The organism is Proteus sp. fly-1089, assembly GCF_040138965.1.
GTDB lineage: Bacteria > Pseudomonadota > Gammaproteobacteria > Enterobacterales > Enterobacteriaceae > Proteus > Proteus vulgaris_B.
Genome location: NZ_JBEETS010000008.1, coordinates 80,961 through 96,273 on the forward strand (window position 1 = coordinate 80,961; position 15,313 = coordinate 96,273).

A 15,313-nucleotide genomic window follows, 5' to 3' on the forward strand; every position below is an offset into this window, starting at 1 on the left:
CTTATTGAGAGCCAAAATTAAACGTACCATGACCACGATTAAAGGCAGGTGATACTTTTTTATAGCACTGATGAAAGTAGAAGGAAGTGAAGAGATGAGTACAACACCAATAACTGTTTCAATCCAGTTTGTTGAGCAAGAGCATTATGCTCAATGGTTGCCGCATTGGTTAAGTTATCAAGCATTTTATAAAGTTGAGTTATCAGAAGAAATAACATTAAAAACATGGGCACGTTTTTTTGATGAAAAAGAACCTGTTTATTGTGCCGTAGCAATAGAAGGTGAAAAGGTATTGGGTTTTGTTCATTATCTTTTTCATCGCTCAACATGGGCTGAAAGTAATTTTTGTTATTTAGAAGATTTATTTGTTTCACCAGATACACGTGGCCGCCATGTAGGTAAGCAACTTATTGAGTTTGTTCATCAACAGGCAAAACAGCGTAGTTGTGCTCGTTTATATTGGCATACACAGGAAACTAATTTACGTGGTCAGCGCTTATATAACTGGGTAGCAGAAAAACCCGGTGTTATTGAATACCGTATGGCGCTGTAAAAGTACGTTAGGCATGACAGATAGGGTAGAAAAGAGATGGTAATATTTACCATCTCTTTTGGAGTTAGGGTTATTTATTAGATTTAATTTGGGTTAATTAAACGTTGGTTGGCAATAAAACTCATTGCCAACTTTTTTTGCTTCTTCACACGCTTGTTTCATTAATTCATCAGCTTTTTGTTTGTTTGGCTGGATAATATGATATTGGCCAGAGAACATAAAAGAAGCCATTGCTTGAGCAAATCCTTCAAAAGTCATTTCGTTAGCTTTCGCAAACCACATATTGGCTTTCTCCGTATCTACGGGCATATTGCCAACACCACTATAGATAAGTCCTAACCAAATTGGAGCGTAAACAAGTTCTGGTTGATGAATCGCTGCGACTTCTTCTAATAATACAATCGCTTTTTTGTGATCTGTTTCTCCAGATAATGGCGCAATAAGAGCTGTTGCTAAACTTATTTTACCTCTTATGCTTCCTTTATTTACTGCGAGAGTGGCTAATTTTTTTGCTTCGATATAATTATTTTTAAAATAAGGATCGGCATTAAATAAGTAGATATCAGCAAGCAATGCGTAGGCATCAGCATAATCATTTTTTATTGCTTCATTTGCCCACAGTTGTGCATTAAGAAGGTTTTTTTCTACGCCTGTTCCCATCGAATACATTTCGGCTAACTGATATTGAGCTTGTGCATTATGGTTTAGTGCTTCTTTGCGAGTATCTTCAAATTTTCTTTTATCTTGCTCTTCAAAATTAGCGTGTAAAGAAAACGAGCAAAAAAGGGTAAATAGGCTGATAAGCGTCGAAATATATTTAATAAATGTCATGTAGAGTACCGTTTGTAATGATTTTGAAAATCTTACCAATAATAATGGTATAAAAGCAGTTAATTTCTTCGACTTAATCATATGAATAATATTGGGAGAGCCAAAATGGCTATTGATCTTAGCAATCTGGTCACTGAAAGTAGGAATCATGACAGTGAGAATATCGATACGCTTTCAACATTGGATATGCTAAGTGTCATTAATAATGAAGATAAAAAAGTGCCACTTGCAATAGAAAAAGTGCTACCTGAAATTGCACAACTCGTTGATAAAGTTGCTGTTGCCTTTACACAGGGCGGTCGCCTTATTTATTGTGGTGCGGGTACTTCAGGGCGATTAGGGATTTTAGATGCCAGTGAATGCCCGCCAACCTACGGTACTCCTCATGAAATGGTGATTGGTTTAATTGCGGGTGGGCATAAAGCGATTTTACAAGCAGTAGAGAATGCAGAAGATAATGCACAATTGGGTGAAGAAGATTTACGCCAACTTAATTTTAATGAGCAAGATATTTTAGTGGGTATTGCGGCAAGTGGTAGAACGCCTTATGTGATGGGCGCTTTACAGTATGCAAAATCACTGGGTGCTATTACAGGGGCAATTAGCTGTAATCCTGAAAGCCCGATCGCCAAACTTGCTGATATTGCTATTACACCGGTTGTGGGTGCAGAAGTGATAACTGGATCATCGCGTATGAAAGCGGGTACAGCACAAAAACTTATCTTAAATATGATAACCACAGGTGCGATGATAAAGATTGGCAAGGTATTTGGTAATTTAATGGTGGATGTTGAAGCGACCAATGCCAAATTGATTGAACGTCAAATTCGTATTGTGATGCAAGCAACCGAGTGTGAAAGAGCGATTGCTGAAGAAGCGTTATCACAATGTCAGCGCCACTGTAAAACAGCAATTTTAATGATCCTCGCAAACATAGATGCAAAGCAGGCGATACAGATGCTTAATCAAAATAAAGGGTTTATTAGAAAGGCGTTGGGTGAGTGATTTTCATTTATTAAAGAGAATGTTAAATTTTATTCTTGATAAAAGCCAGCAAATACAAGGTATCGGCTGGCTTAATGATGGGCTGTAAACAGCTAAGAAATCTTACTCGATATTTTGGATCTGCTCGCGCATTTGTTCAATTAAAACTTTTAATTCAATGGCTGAATTGGTGACTTCTGTATTAATTGATTTTGATGCTAACGTATTAGATTCACGATTAAACTCTTGCATCATAAAATCAAGGCGACGGCCTACCGCTTCTTTTTTCACAAGAATTTTGCGTGTTTCTTTAACATGGGCTTCTAATCTATCAAGCTCTTCCGCCACATCTAAACGTTGCGCTAACATCACTAATTCTTGCTCTAAACGATTATTATCAATTTGAACTTGAGCTTCTTCTAATTTGCTGGTTAAGCGCTCACGTTGCCAGAGTAAGATTTCTGGCATTTGAGCTTTCACTTTCACCACTTCTGCACTGACGGCATCTAAACGTTGCTCGATAAGTTCTTTAAGTGCTTGTCCTTCGGCTTCACGACTTGCAATAAAGGCATCAATTGCCAAATCTAATTCCGCTAAAAGCTCTGTACCAATAGCATCTAAATCTTGCTCTTGGGCTGAGATAACGCCAGGCCAACGTAGAATATCAAAAGGACTGATAGTGCCTTCATGGCTGTGGCTTTTTACCCAATTGGCAGAAACAATTAGTTGTTTGGCGAGATTTTCATCAAGGTTAAGTTCACCTTGAAAGCGAGCGTTAAGATCAAATCGTAAATTACATTCAATTTTACCGCGAGTTAAGCGATTACGTAGACGTTCACGAATAACGGGTTCTAAACTACGTAATTGCTCAGGTAAACGAATATAAGTTTCGAGGTAACGTTGGTTTACGGAACGTAGTTCCCATGCGGCGCTACCCCAGTCTTTTTTGATGTCTCGGCGTGCGAAAGCAGTCATGCTACGGATCATAATTGGGTCTCAATAATGTAAAAGATGATACGATTATAACCCTAGGCATCAACACAAGGATAGGCATAAGCCATTTTAGGTCGTATAATGCGCCCCCAATATGTCAGAGAAAGCGGAGATAACACATGCGTCCAGCAGACAGACAAGCAGACCAAGTACGTCCTATTACCATTACTCGCCATTATACAAAACATGCTGAAGGTTCTGTATTAGTTGAGTTTGGTGATACTAAAGTCTTGTGTAACGCCACTGTAGAAGACGGTGTACCTCGTTTTCTTAAAGGACAAGGGCAAGGATGGGTGACCGCAGAATACGGCATGCTTCCTCGCGCAACCAATAGCCGTAATGCACGTGAAGCGGCTCGCGGTAAACAAACCGGCCGTACTATGGAAATTCAGCGTTTAATTGCTCGTTCATTACGTGCAGCGGTTGATTTAAAAGCATTGGGTGAATATACCATTACTGTTGATTGTGATGTTATTCAAGCTGATGGTGGTACACGTACTGCGTCTATCTCTGGTGCTTGCGTAGCATTAGTTGATGCATTAAATAAAATGGTTGAAGAAGGTAAGCTGAAAAAAAGCCCTCTAAAATCAATGGTAGCCGCAGTCTCTGTGGGAATTGTTGATGGTGAACCATTATGCGATCTTGAATATGTTGAAGATTCTGCAGCAGAAACAGATATGAATGTGGTGATGATCGATGATGGCCGTATGATTGAAGTTCAAGGCACGGCAGAAGGCGCACCCTTTAGTCATGAAGAATTACTTGCTTTACTCGCCCTTGCAAAGGGGGGGCTAGAGAAGATATTTGAAGCGCAAAAAGAGGCGCTTAAGCAATAAACTTTATTTTTAAAGGCGACTGAGAAGTCGCCTTTTTTATGTCTAAAATTTGTCATCAAGTAACGTAGAGAGGAGAAAAAAATGAAAGCCTACCAACGCCGCTTTATCGAACTAGCATTAGCAAAAAATGTCCTGAAATTTGGTGAATTTACACTGAAATCAGGACGGGTGAGTCCTTACTTTTTTAATGCCGGTTTATTTAATACGGGGCGTGATTTGGCTTTACTGGGGCAGTTCTATGCGCAAACATTATTAGATAATAATGTGCCTTGTGACGTATTGTTTGGGCCTGCTTATAAGGGTATCCCCATTGCAACTACAACGGCAGTCGCATTAGTTGAACATCATGATATTGATATTCCTTATTGCTTTAATCGTAAGGAAGCGAAAGATCATGGTGAAGGGGGAACATTAGTAGGAAGTCCTTTAAAAGGTAATGTTGTGATTGTTGATGATGTTATCACAGCAGGTACTGCTATTCGTGAATCAATGGAAATTATTAAACAACATGATGCAACGCTTTCTGCTGTGCTATTAAGCTTAGATAGACAAGAAAAAGGGCGAGAAGAACTTTCTGCAATACAAGAGTTAACACGTGATTATCAATGCCGAGTGTATTCGATTATTACTCTGGATGATTTAATTAACTACCTAAGTGATAGTGAAACGCTATCTGAGCATTTACCCGCAGTTAAGGCTTATCGTGAGCGCTATGGCGTTAATTAATAAAGTTAAAATACGATAAATAAATGGTTGATTATAGATAAAAAAAAGCCCTCGCCCAATAATGGGCGGGGTGAGTAGTACAATGAATCTTCTGTGATAACTACCACAGATATTGAAATATAAAAAGGACTTTTACAGCAGGGGCAAAGCGATCCGCTAATGCCACAATGTAGGAACTGCGCAAATGCCATTCCTGATAAATACATTGAGGTACTTATGTACCAGAGGACGCATGTTAACACAAATAAGAAAAAAACGGCATATATGTCAATTTCAAATTCTTGAGTTAAATCACGAGTCCATCATTTCATTGTAATTGTGCCAATATTAATGGCCAGCGAGCTTCAAATTCTTGGGTCGGTTGATAACGAAATTCAGTACGTACAAAACGCGCTAACATACCTTCACAAAAAGCGAGTAGTTGTGAGGCAAGTAAGGCTTCATCATGTAAAAAAGCACTACCTTCACGAATTTTACGCTCTTTGATAACTTGTCGAAGCTGAACTTCAATACGCTCATAAAGTTGATTTATGCGGCCTTGTAATCTGTCTTGCTCAAACATCAAAGCATGGCCCGTTAAAATACGAGACAGTCCTGGGTTTTTTTCAGCAAAACCGAGGATCAAGATAAGAATTAAGCGAATTCTGGCTATCGTTTCTTTTTCGTCTTTTAAGATCAAATTAATACGAGAAACTAAGCTGTCTTCGATAAATTCAATTAAGCTATCAAACATTTTTGTCTTACTTGGGAAATGTCGATAGAGTGCTGCTTCAGATACACCAACAGTGGCAGCTAGTTTTGCCGTTGTAATGCGCTGGCTACCATCACTTGACTCCAACATTTGAGCAAGTGATTGTAAGATTTCATCCCGTCTATTTCTTTTCTTTTTAGTTTCTTTTTCTTCTGCCATGACTGATAAGGCCCCTGCTAAAAGCAAAACAAATCAGTAAACCTTTGCACTTGAATTTTTAGTGCAAAGGGAGTGATATCGTCATTGAAATAATTAATGCAAGACGTCGTTATTATTGGCGGCCGGAATGACCAAAACCGCCACTACCACGTTCCGTTGCGGTAAAATCTTCAACAATATTAAATTCAGCTTGAACGACCGGTACGATAACCATCTGAGCAATACGTTCGCCCGGTTCGATGGTGAACGCTTTTTGCCCACGATTCCAAACTGACACCATCAATTGGCCTTGGTAGTCAGAATCAATCAGTCCAACTAAGTTACCTAATACAACACCGTGTTTATGGCCCAAGCCTGAACGAGGAAGCACCATTGCTGCTAAGCCTTCATCGGCAATATGTACAGCGAGACCTGTCGGTAATAATTCAGTTTGCCCTGGTTCAAGTATCAATGGTGCATCAAGGCAAGCACGTAAATCTAAACCAGCAGAGCCTGTTGTGGCATAAGCAGGAAGTGGATATTCTTGGCCAATACGAGCATCAAGAATTTTAACATCAATTTTTTTCATCATAGTGTTTGGCTATCTCGTCGAGTAGGCGATGGCTAAGTTGTGCTTTACTACTGTGTGGTAAACGCGTTTCTCCATTAGCCCAAATAAGGTGTAATGCATTATTGTCACTGTTAAAGCCTTGATTTTCTAATGAAACATCATTAGCACAGATTAAATCAAGCTGCTTCTGTTCTCGTTTTTTGCGGGCATATTCTTCCACATTCTGGGTTTCGGCTGCAAATCCAACAACAAAAGGACGATGCTCAATCATTTTTCCGACACTGGCAACAATATCGGGGTTTTTTACCATAGTGATGGTGACTTCATCACCTTGTTTTTTAATTTTTTCAGTCGCAATAAGTTTAGCGCGATAATCTGCAACGGCTGCACAACCAATAAAAATATCTTGTGAAGGCGCTAGCATCATCACTTGTTCATACATTTCTTGTGCGCTTTCAACATCGATACGTTTAACACAAGCGGGTGTCGGTAATGTGACAGGGCCAGCGATAAGAGTAACTTCAGCGCCCCTTAATGCAGCCGCTTGTGCAATTGCAAAGCCCATTTTTCCAGAGCTATGATTGCTGATAAAACGTACCGGATCTAGCGCTTCACGAGTAGGCCCTGCGGTGATGGTGATTTTTTTACCCACAAAATCTTGTGATTGTATAGCAAGTTGTTTTTCAGCTAATGTGACGAGCTCTAAAGGATCTAGCATTCGCCCAGGACCCACATCACCACACGCTTGGCTACCTGAATCAGGCCCCCAAATTAAACAACCCCGTTGTTCTAAACCGGATAAATTCTCTTGTGTAATAGCGGCTCGATACATCTGCTGATTCATTGCTGGGGCAATGGCAATAGGCGCACTACTGGCTAAACAGAGTGTGGTGAGTAAATCATTAGCCATGCCTGCACGTAAACGGGCGATAAGATCAGCTGTTGCAGGTGCAAGTAAAATTAAATCAGCCCATTTACCTAATTCAATATGCCCCATTGCTGCTTCTGCAGCGGGATCAAGTAGGTCATCAGCTACAGGAAAGCCAGAAACCGCTTGTAATGATAATGGTGTGACAAAAGCATGTGCCGCGGGTGTCATTACAACACGGACAATAGCACCTTTATCACGTAAACGGCGAACAAGTTCAGGTGCTTTATAGGCCGCAATACCACCACTAATACCAAGAATAATCTTTTTGTTGTGAAGTGTAGTCATGATGAAATGCCTAAGTACATAAATAATTGTCCGCAATTTTACCACAAGGTATCCGTGAATTCGGAATTCTATGTAACTTCATGTTTTATTGATTAAATTTTTGCGGGTCATCTCGCATAATTTTGATATGTGTCTTTTTCATACAATATAAGCAGTTTATAGTAAATTGACTGTATAAAACAACAGTTGTTTTATGATTGGCATTTTATGATGCGCGCTTAAAAAGCAAGATAGCAGAATTAAAGTGAAGAAATAAAATAAGTTACTTATGTCCCAATTTTGCTAATTAAGGAGTCCACGGATGGAAAATCAATCAGTTAGTGCACTTTTACCTAGAGAGAAGTTACTGCTTTATGGCGTGGAGTCGCTTACCGATATTGAGTTACTTGCTCTTTTTTTACGTACAGGAACTTATGAAAAATCAGTATTAGAGCTCGCCGCTTTTTTACTTAAAGAATGTGGCTCTTTATATCATGTCATTAGTGCCGATTATGAAACACTTGGCCGTTTTAAAGGTGTTGGTGTGGGTAAATTTACCCAATTACAGGCAATTAATGAGATGGCACAACGCTTTTCGACTACACAATTTATGTATAAAAATGTGTTATCTTCTTCAGAGGAAACGAAATATTACTTAAAAAAATTACTTAATTGGCAAGAAAGAGAAGTGTTTGTGGTGCTTTTTCTTGATAATCAAAATCAATTAATTGCCTATGAAGAGATGTTTAAAGGAACTATTAATCGAGTAGAAGTTCATCCTAGAGAAATTGTACGTCAATCAATAAAAAAGAATGCAACATCGATTATTCTTGCCCATAATCATCCTTCAGGTATTTGTGAACCTAGCCTTGCAGATAAACAGATCACTAAGAAAATTTTTGCTGCATGCCAATTAGTGGGTGTAAATGTACTCGATCACCTTGTAATAGGGCATGATAACTGTGTTTCTTTTGCTGAACGTGGCTGGTTATAGCAAATATTTTTGTAATTATTGTCAATCTTTATTTGTACGGGTCTTGAGCGTTGAGGCCATTGGGCGTATACTACGCCACCTTTGAGGATCTTGGGTTTGGCGAGAAGAGCCTATCTCAGCAAGTTTTTTCTGAGGTGTTTACACAGTTTTTCAATCGTTAAAAGTTGCTGAGATGGGCTCCAAAGCCTGACGAGGCGGTCAAACCTGATACTAAAGCTCGAGCTGATTAGATTTTTGGAGAATAGACATGTCCCGAGTCTGCCAAGTTACCGGCAAGCGTCCTGTGAGTGGAAACAACCGCTCTCACGCATTAAACGCGACTAAACGCCGTTTTCTGCCAAACCTGCACTCTCACCGTTTCTGGGTTGAGTCTGAGAAACGTTTCGTAACTCTGCGTGTATCTGCTAAAGGTATGCGTGTGATTGATAAGAAAGGCATCGAATCTGTATTAGCAGATTTACGTGCCCGTGGTGAGAAGTTCTAGGAGCTGAAAAATGGCTAAAGGTATTCGCGAGAAAATTAAACTCGTTTCTTCTGCTGGTACAGGTCACTTCTATACCACTACGAAGAACAAACGCACTATGCCAGAAAAACTGGAAATGAAAAAATTCGATCCAGTTGTTCGTCAACATGTGCTTTATAAAGAAGCTAAAATTAAATAATTTTAGTTTTCTTAAAAAACCCGACCTTTGTGTCGGGTTTTTTGTTATCTAAAGCCTGCTAAGTATAACAAAGTAAAGCTATTGTGATCTTCCTTTGCTCTTTAGTTATACTATGGCTCTTTTTGAATCATCAGGTGAATGGATTGCGGATGAGCAAGTCAGTATTATCAATATTACATACAGAATCATCTTGTGGGTGGGGTGGTCAGGAAATTCGTATACTGACGGAATCTCAAGGTATGATCCGCAGAGGGCACCAAGTTGCGCTAGTGTGTTGCCCGACCTCTAAAATTGCCAAAGCTGCGCCTGATTATGGTATTGAAGTTTTTACATTACCGATTGAAAAAAAACGTGTCTCTGCATTAAAAGCACTTCGTCAGTGGCTGAAAATACATCATCACCAATTTGATGTGATTAATACTCATAGTTCTACCGATGCATGGTTAGTTGCAGCCTCTTGTGCCACATTAAGCCATACACCACCGATTGTGCGTACTCGTCATGTTTCTACCGATGTTTCACGCTCACTACCTACTCGCTGGCTCTATCTTTCATCTAGCACGCATATCGTGACAACAGGCGAAAAGCTACGTCAGACATTACATCAGCACAATAAATTCCCATTAGAAAAAATGACATCAGTACCTACCGGTATTGATTTACAACGTTTTTTTCCACAGGATAAACAGCATGCTAGAGCGAAAATAGGTATCCCTAATAAACCAACATTAGGAATAGTGGCAACAATGCGAGTGTGGAAAGGGCATAAATATTTAGTCGAAGCATGGAAATCATTACATCAGCAGTTTCCCGATTGGCAATTAATTTTTGTCGGTGATGGACCTCAGCGTAAAAATTTAGAGCCAATGGTCAAAAATGCGGGATTAGCGCAAAGTATTTTCTTTTTAGGTAATCGTAATGATGTGCCTGATTGTTTAAATGCAATGGATCTCTTTGCATTACCTTCTTTTGGTAATGAAGGTGTGCCTCAAGGCATTATGCAAGCAATGGCCTGTGGTTTACCTATTGTTTCTACAACGGTGGGAGCGATTAGCGAGGCTGTTATTGATGGTAAAACGGGTTTTACATTGGTGCCCCAAGAACAAGAGGCACTGACAAGCCATTTAGCTAAATTAATGGGCTTAGAACAATTACGTGAACAGATGGGAAAAGCTGCACTTGAACATGCTGTTTCACGATTTGGCTTGGATAATATGCTAGATAAGATGGAAAGGATCTTTATTCAGGCAATTAACGATAAAAATAAATCAGTATGATTAATGTTGATAATAAAGTCGTGAAACGATTATCTCTACTCGTCATATTTTAAGTTGTCGTATGGCTGATTGTACTTATTCGTACTAAATACACCTTGAATGACTTAGAGTCTCTATTATCAACTTAGTGTATTCATCTTATTGATGAATATTTGTAATACTTTTTAGTGTATAGTCTGAGAAGTAAATGTATCATTTAAGCCAAATAAAAAGCATATGGATCCAAATAATATATTGGTTATAGCGATAGCCCGTTTCGGTGATACATTACTTATCACACCGGTTATCCATGCATTAAAACAGCGTTGGCCTAATGCTCATATTCATGTGCTTGCACATAAACGTAGCGCATGCATTCTTGAGCATAATCCTGATATTGATTGTATTAGGCATTTTTCTAAAAAAAGAGCGGTTTGGACTGGCTGGCTACCTCATAAGCCTTATGATTTAGCACTAGTATATGGCAATGATAGTGAGTTGGTGAGCTATGCCCGTCGTCAATCTCACCATACTGTGACTTTTTCTGATCAGTCGCAACAGCAAACTGATGTGACTTGGGTTGAACGTCCCAAATCGCCGATGGTTGCACAAAAAGAACGTGCCTTATTAATTAATGCGTTAGGGATTTATCCGAGTTGTTGGCAGCTACGTTACTTTATCAGTGATGAAGAAAAGAGCTTTGCACAACAATTTTTAAAAGATAATTCATTAATTAATAAGAATATTATTGGTTTTCAATTACAGAGTTTTCCGGCTAAAGCCTATAGAGATTGGCCGGTGGAAAATTTTCTACAATTAGCAAAGCAGATAATTACCCATGACGCGAGTACGTATTTCTTGCTATTAGGTAGTAAGGAAAGTGAACAACTCTCCATTGATTTAGCTAAAAGAATAGGTGAAGAGCGTTGTTTAGCCTTAGCCGGTCGAGTTTCAATGCGACAAAATGCGGCAATTATGGCAAATTTATCGCTTTATGTAGGGGTAGATACAGGGCCTACACATTTAGCAGGGGCTTTAGATATCCCAATGGTGGCGTTATACCATAGCTATCACCCAGGGTGCTATTTAGCGCCATTACAACATTCTTGTTGTCAGGTTATCCAACACCCAACCTCGTTGGAAAATGCTCGTCGCGAAGACAATATGGCTGAAATATCAGTTGAAGAAGTGTGGAATGCAGTGCGTAATATCATTGATGGAATGAAGGTGAAAAAGTAATCCATGAAGATCGGTATAATTGATGTCACAATCACCATGTCTTATGGCGGGATCCAAACAGCGGTTTGGGAACTGGCTAAGCAATTGCATGATGCTGGACATGAAGTTCATCTTTATGGTGGCAATGGCGATATTCGACACAATCTGGCAGGACGCCAAATACAGGTTCACACTTATCCTTATACCCCCAGAGATAAAGTGATTGATCTCGGTGGGCGCTTTCGTCGTATTGTTGAGCGTTATACTTTTGCACGACATGCTAAAAAAGAGGTTATCAGCCAACATTTTGATTGGGTAATTTTAACGAAGCCTTTTGATTTTTTTTGGCCCTCTATGATGCCTAAATCATCCTCAACGCGTTTTTGTTATATGAGTGGGGGAACCAGTTTTTTTAAAGGCGATCGCAGGTTAGGTAAAAAAATTTCAGCATGGGTTGCGTGCAGTCACTTTAATGCTTGGCAAATCCAACATCATTTTAAGCAGTTTCCAAACGTAATTTATAATGGTGTGGATATTGAAAAGTTTAAGCCTATGACCACGTCACTGCGTGAGCAATTAGGGATCAATGCGTCTACTTTTTTACTCTCCTTTGCAGGACGGCTAGTAGGTTGGAAAGGTTTGAGTGTCGCAATTGATGCCATAGAGCAATTAAAAGGTGAAGATGTTAAACTTCTGATTATCGGTGCTGGTGATGATCTTGAGCGATTAAAAAAGAAAGCAATTTCTAAAGGGATTGCAGAGCAAGTTATTTTTCATCAACCTGTTGAACATAACGTATTACCTGAATTTTATGCATCAAGTGACGCAGGTATTTTCCCGAGTACAGGAGATGAAGCCTTCGGTATTACGATTGCTGAAGCGATGGCGTGTGCAAAACCTGTCATTGCAAGCCATATCGGGGGTATTCCTGAAGTGGTGGGTAATGAAGGCACCGCTGGGCTTCTTGTCGCACCAGGTAGTGCAGATGAAATTGTGATAGCGATTAATCATCTTCGTGCATTACCGGATAGAGGCAAAAGCATGGGGGAGCAAGCTCGTCTACGCATTGAATCACGTTATACTTGGCAACACTCTGCGCAACGTTTATTACGGGCACTGGCGTCATAATTATGAAAATTGCCTATCTTGATCCTTACCCGGTTCCTGACTTACGTGTGGCTTCATTGCAAATACTGCAAAATGTCGATGCTTTTGCCAGAGCGGGTGCACATGTCACTTTAGTGACACCTAAAGGACAATATCGAGATAGTGATATATTAGGGCGTGCTATTCATCCTAATGCGAGTTTAGTTTCTTTAAGAGATATTCGCCGTAAATGGTATTTTCCGTTTAATTCACAAAAACTTTTCTCATTACAGATTACTCGCTGGGTAAAGCAAAATAACGTTGATGCGTTGTTTACCCGTAATTTAAAACTAGCTTGTTATCTCTGTGAAAATTACCCAGACATTCCTCTCTTTTTTGAAAGCCATGAAATCTTTGCTCAATCTTTTGCAGAGTCTCATTCATTTGAGAAAAAAAAGAATCGAGCCAAATATCATAAGCTATTAAAAATGGAAAAGTTGGTTTATAGCCAAGCTACGGGTGTTTTTGTTCTTACTTCATTATTAAGAGATGATATTGTTTCGCAGTATCAAGTTACTACACCAATAACAGTGGTTCCTGATGGTGTGGATTTACATGCTGTGGCAGATCATCAGATAGTACCTCCTAAATTAAATCAACCCATTACTGAAGTGCTTTATTTGGGAAGTTTGCATAAATGGAAAGGTATTCCAACCATGATGCGAGCAATGAAATACCTTGATAACGCACGGTTGAATATCGCAGGAGGAACGCCGGAGCAGATTGGGGGATTAACCTTATTAGCTCAAGAAATGGATGTCAAAGATAAAGTGAATTTCTTGGGGTTTATTGATCCGAAAAAACGCTTTGAAGCGATTGCTATGCATGATATCTGTGTACTCCCGCTGACGTTAACGAGCATTGGAAGTCGTTATACTTCACCACTTAAGTTATTTGAATATATGGCTATGGAAAAACCGGTGGTCATTTCAGATTTTCCTTCAATTCGTGATGTTGTGGATGAGAAAGCAGTGAGTTTTGCCGATAGTGGTGATGCACAAAGTTTTGCAAAACAGATAATACAACTAAGAGAAAACCCGCAGAGAACTAAAGAAAAAACAACTCATGCCCGCTCTCTGGTTGAAAACTATTACAACTGGGATAAGCGGGCAGAGACTATTCTAAAAACAATAGAGAAGTTAATTAAGTAATCTATTGTTGTTTATCTGATGGCGTGATTGATTATTGAGTAAAGCATGACGCAATGCCAACATTAATCCCACCAAAATACCCACTTGATTAATATAGGCATTTTCAAATAATCCTCGTAGTACATATACCCCTAAAAATGACATCAATAACACTAAAGCTGCTTGGCGAATAATTCCTGAGTTCTTTCTTATTAGTTGGATACCTTGAGCAATTACTGAAGAGCAAAAATAGAGAATACCAAATAACCCTAAAATACCGCCAGCAAACCAAAAAGCGAGAAAGATATTATGGGGGCCTACGGATTTTTTAAATATCCATTCAGGATGCTCTTTAACATGCTCATTATAGATATTATGGTAAAGCTGATTACCGTAGCCATAACCTTTTATCGGTTGTTTAAAGATAAGATCTAATGCTGAGCCTTGGGTACCATTATCAAAACGTTGACCACTGTTTATTTGAGTTAATTTCTGTTGAAGAAATTTGCTGACAACAGGATTTGTCGGTAAATTTATCGCACCAATAAACAATAAAGCGCAAGTTAGCGCACTTATTATCAGCAGCAACCATTGACGGTTAATACTTAAGATAAGTAATGTACTAATCGCTAATGTGACCCAAGCACCTCGTGCTAATGTACCTAACATTATAAAAATAAATGCTAAACTAACAACAGCTAATAGTAGCCAATTAATAACGGAATTTTGTTTTTTTAAAGCCCATAACGCTAATATAGTGGGAAAGAAAAAAAGAAGAGTGTAAGATATTTCTCTATGAATCAACTGGCTTTTTTTCGTGAAGGCCCAAATACCTCTTTGATACTCCAAATAATACTGCACTAATTCTTTAGCCATAATCACCAGCAACCCTATCGCAAAAGCAACCATCACCATTTTAGCTATATCGGTAGGCTTTTCTTTATATAATACAATCGGAAAGGTCACAGCAAACAGCAGTAAGCCATTTAAAATCGGCTTATTTATCTCTTTTATACTGATGCTAGGTTCAACAGAAATTACGATGGAATAACCAATCGCGAGCAATAAAAACAGGAGTGAAAAAGCGAGATTATTTTTAAATATCTTACAGATAGTCTTAAAGTCACGTACCAGATACCACAGTGCTGTTGCACCAATCAACCCCATCACAATATTTTTATAACGAGTGATATCTGGTAAGTAGATCAATATAATGTAAAGCCCAATAATGGATAAGTTCCACAGGGATTTTTTACTACAATCTTTAAATACCATCATAATAATCTGCTATCGTCCTTTATGCTTTTAGGGAAGCTGATCATACAATAA

At 39.0% G+C, this 15,313-nt stretch carries 17 protein-coding genes; 11 read left to right on the forward strand and 6 right to left on the reverse strand.

Annotation, left to right across the window (positions count from 1 at the left end):
- Positions 1–94: 94 nt before the first annotated feature.
- Positions 95–553: a GNAT family N-acetyltransferase gene (locus ABN080_RS15820; protein WP_349441486.1), complete on the forward strand. Its 459-nt coding sequence runs from the start codon at positions 95–97 to the stop codon at positions 551–553.
- Between the two features lie 93 nt (positions 554–646).
- On the opposite strand, the gene ABN080_RS15825 is transcribed toward ABN080_RS15820, so the two are convergent.
- Positions 647–1,384 carry a tetratricopeptide repeat protein gene (locus ABN080_RS15825; RefSeq protein WP_349441487.1) on the reverse strand — a complete coding sequence of 246 codons (738 nt, stop codon included), beginning with the start codon at positions 1,382–1,384 and terminating at the stop codon, positions 647–649.
- A gap of 105 nt (positions 1,385–1,489) precedes the next feature.
- On the opposite strand from ABN080_RS15825, the gene murQ reads away from it, so the two are divergent.
- Positions 1,490–2,389 (forward strand): N-acetylmuramic acid 6-phosphate etherase, encoded by a 900-nt coding sequence (murQ, locus tag ABN080_RS15830; protein ID WP_349441488.1) that lies wholly within the window; start codon positions 1,490–1,492, stop codon positions 2,387–2,389.
- A gap of 102 nt (positions 2,390–2,491) precedes the next feature.
- On the opposite strand, the gene ABN080_RS15835 is transcribed toward murQ, so the two are convergent.
- The gene (locus ABN080_RS15835; protein WP_115351316.1) at positions 2,492–3,355 is read right to left on the reverse strand and encodes a YicC/YloC family endoribonuclease; all 864 of its coding nucleotides are present in this window, start codon (positions 3,353–3,355) and stop codon (positions 2,492–2,494) included.
- Between the two features lie 125 nt (positions 3,356–3,480).
- Here ABN080_RS15835 and rph point away from each other — a divergent pair, with 125 nt between their 5' ends.
- Together rph and pyrE are read left to right on the forward strand one after the other, a co-directional pair.
- A complete protein-coding gene (gene rph, locus ABN080_RS15840; protein WP_072070469.1) occupies positions 3,481–4,197 on the forward strand; it encodes a ribonuclease PH in 717 nt (238 codons plus the stop codon).
- Between the two features lie 81 nt (positions 4,198–4,278).
- On the forward strand, positions 4,279–4,923 hold the full coding sequence (gene pyrE, locus ABN080_RS15845) for an orotate phosphoribosyltransferase (RefSeq protein WP_196554645.1): 645 nt from the start codon (positions 4,279–4,281) through the stop codon (positions 4,921–4,923).
- 307 nt (positions 4,924–5,230) lie between these two features.
- Here pyrE and slmA read toward each other — a convergent pair whose 3' ends face one another.
- The 3 genes from slmA to coaBC form a co-directional block, all read right to left on the reverse strand.
- A complete protein-coding gene (slmA, locus tag ABN080_RS15850) occupies positions 5,231–5,833 on the reverse strand; it encodes a nucleoid occlusion factor SlmA (RefSeq protein ID WP_072070467.1) in 603 nt (200 codons plus the stop codon).
- A 112-nt stretch (positions 5,834–5,945) separates the two neighbouring features.
- Entirely contained in the window at positions 5,946–6,404 is a 459-nt protein-coding gene (gene dut, locus ABN080_RS15855; protein ID WP_349441489.1) for a dUTP diphosphatase, read from the reverse strand.
- Positions 6,388–7,599, reverse strand: coding sequence for a bifunctional phosphopantothenoylcysteine decarboxylase/phosphopantothenate--cysteine ligase CoaBC (gene coaBC, locus ABN080_RS15860; RefSeq protein ID WP_349441490.1), 1,212 nt, complete (start codon positions 7,597–7,599; stop codon positions 6,388–6,390). Before coaBC ends, dut begins: the two co-directional genes overlap by 17 nt.
- 301 nt (positions 7,600–7,900) lie before the next feature.
- Here coaBC and radC point away from each other — a divergent pair, with 301 nt between their 5' ends.
- The 7 genes from radC to ABN080_RS15895 all read left to right on the forward strand — a co-directional run bounded on the left by radC (position 7,901) and on the right by ABN080_RS15895 (position 14,005).
- Entirely contained in the window at positions 7,901–8,572 is a 672-nt protein-coding gene (gene radC, locus ABN080_RS15865; RefSeq protein WP_349441491.1) for a RadC family protein, read from the forward strand.
- A gap of 247 nt (positions 8,573–8,819) precedes the next feature.
- On the forward strand, positions 8,820–9,056 hold the full coding sequence (rpmB, locus tag ABN080_RS15870) for a 50S ribosomal protein L28 (RefSeq protein ID WP_036914542.1): 237 nt from the start codon (positions 8,820–8,822) through the stop codon (positions 9,054–9,056).
- Between the two features lie 10 nt (positions 9,057–9,066).
- Positions 9,067–9,234, forward strand: a complete 168-nt coding sequence (rpmG, locus tag ABN080_RS15875) for a 50S ribosomal protein L33 (protein ID WP_006534250.1) — start codon at positions 9,067–9,069, stop codon at positions 9,232–9,234.
- Positions 9,235–9,383: 149 nt separating this feature from the next.
- The gene (locus tag ABN080_RS15880) at positions 9,384–10,511 is read left to right on the forward strand and encodes a glycosyltransferase family 4 protein (RefSeq protein ID WP_349441492.1); all 1,128 of its coding nucleotides are present in this window, start codon (positions 9,384–9,386) and stop codon (positions 10,509–10,511) included.
- Between the two features lie 216 nt (positions 10,512–10,727).
- A complete protein-coding gene (locus tag ABN080_RS15885; RefSeq protein ID WP_197269709.1) occupies positions 10,728–11,729 on the forward strand; it encodes a glycosyltransferase family 9 protein in 1,002 nt (333 codons plus the stop codon).
- A gap of 3 nt (positions 11,730–11,732) precedes the next feature.
- Positions 11,733–12,836, forward strand: coding sequence for a glycosyltransferase family 4 protein (locus tag ABN080_RS15890; RefSeq protein WP_196554641.1), 1,104 nt, complete (start codon positions 11,733–11,735; stop codon positions 12,834–12,836).
- The gene (locus ABN080_RS15895; RefSeq protein ID WP_349441524.1) at positions 12,836–14,005 is read left to right on the forward strand and encodes a glycosyltransferase family 4 protein; all 1,170 of its coding nucleotides are present in this window, start codon (positions 12,836–12,838) and stop codon (positions 14,003–14,005) included. The genes ABN080_RS15890 and ABN080_RS15895 overlap by 1 nt, the downstream gene beginning before the upstream one ends.
- On the opposite strand, the gene rfaL is transcribed toward ABN080_RS15895, so the two are convergent.
- Complete coding sequence (rfaL, locus tag ABN080_RS15900; protein ID WP_349441493.1) at positions 13,994–15,262, reverse strand: O-antigen ligase RfaL; 1,269 nt, start codon at positions 15,260–15,262, stop codon at positions 13,994–13,996. The genes ABN080_RS15895 and rfaL overlap by 12 nt on opposite strands.
- Positions 15,263–15,313 lie beyond the last annotated feature (51 nt).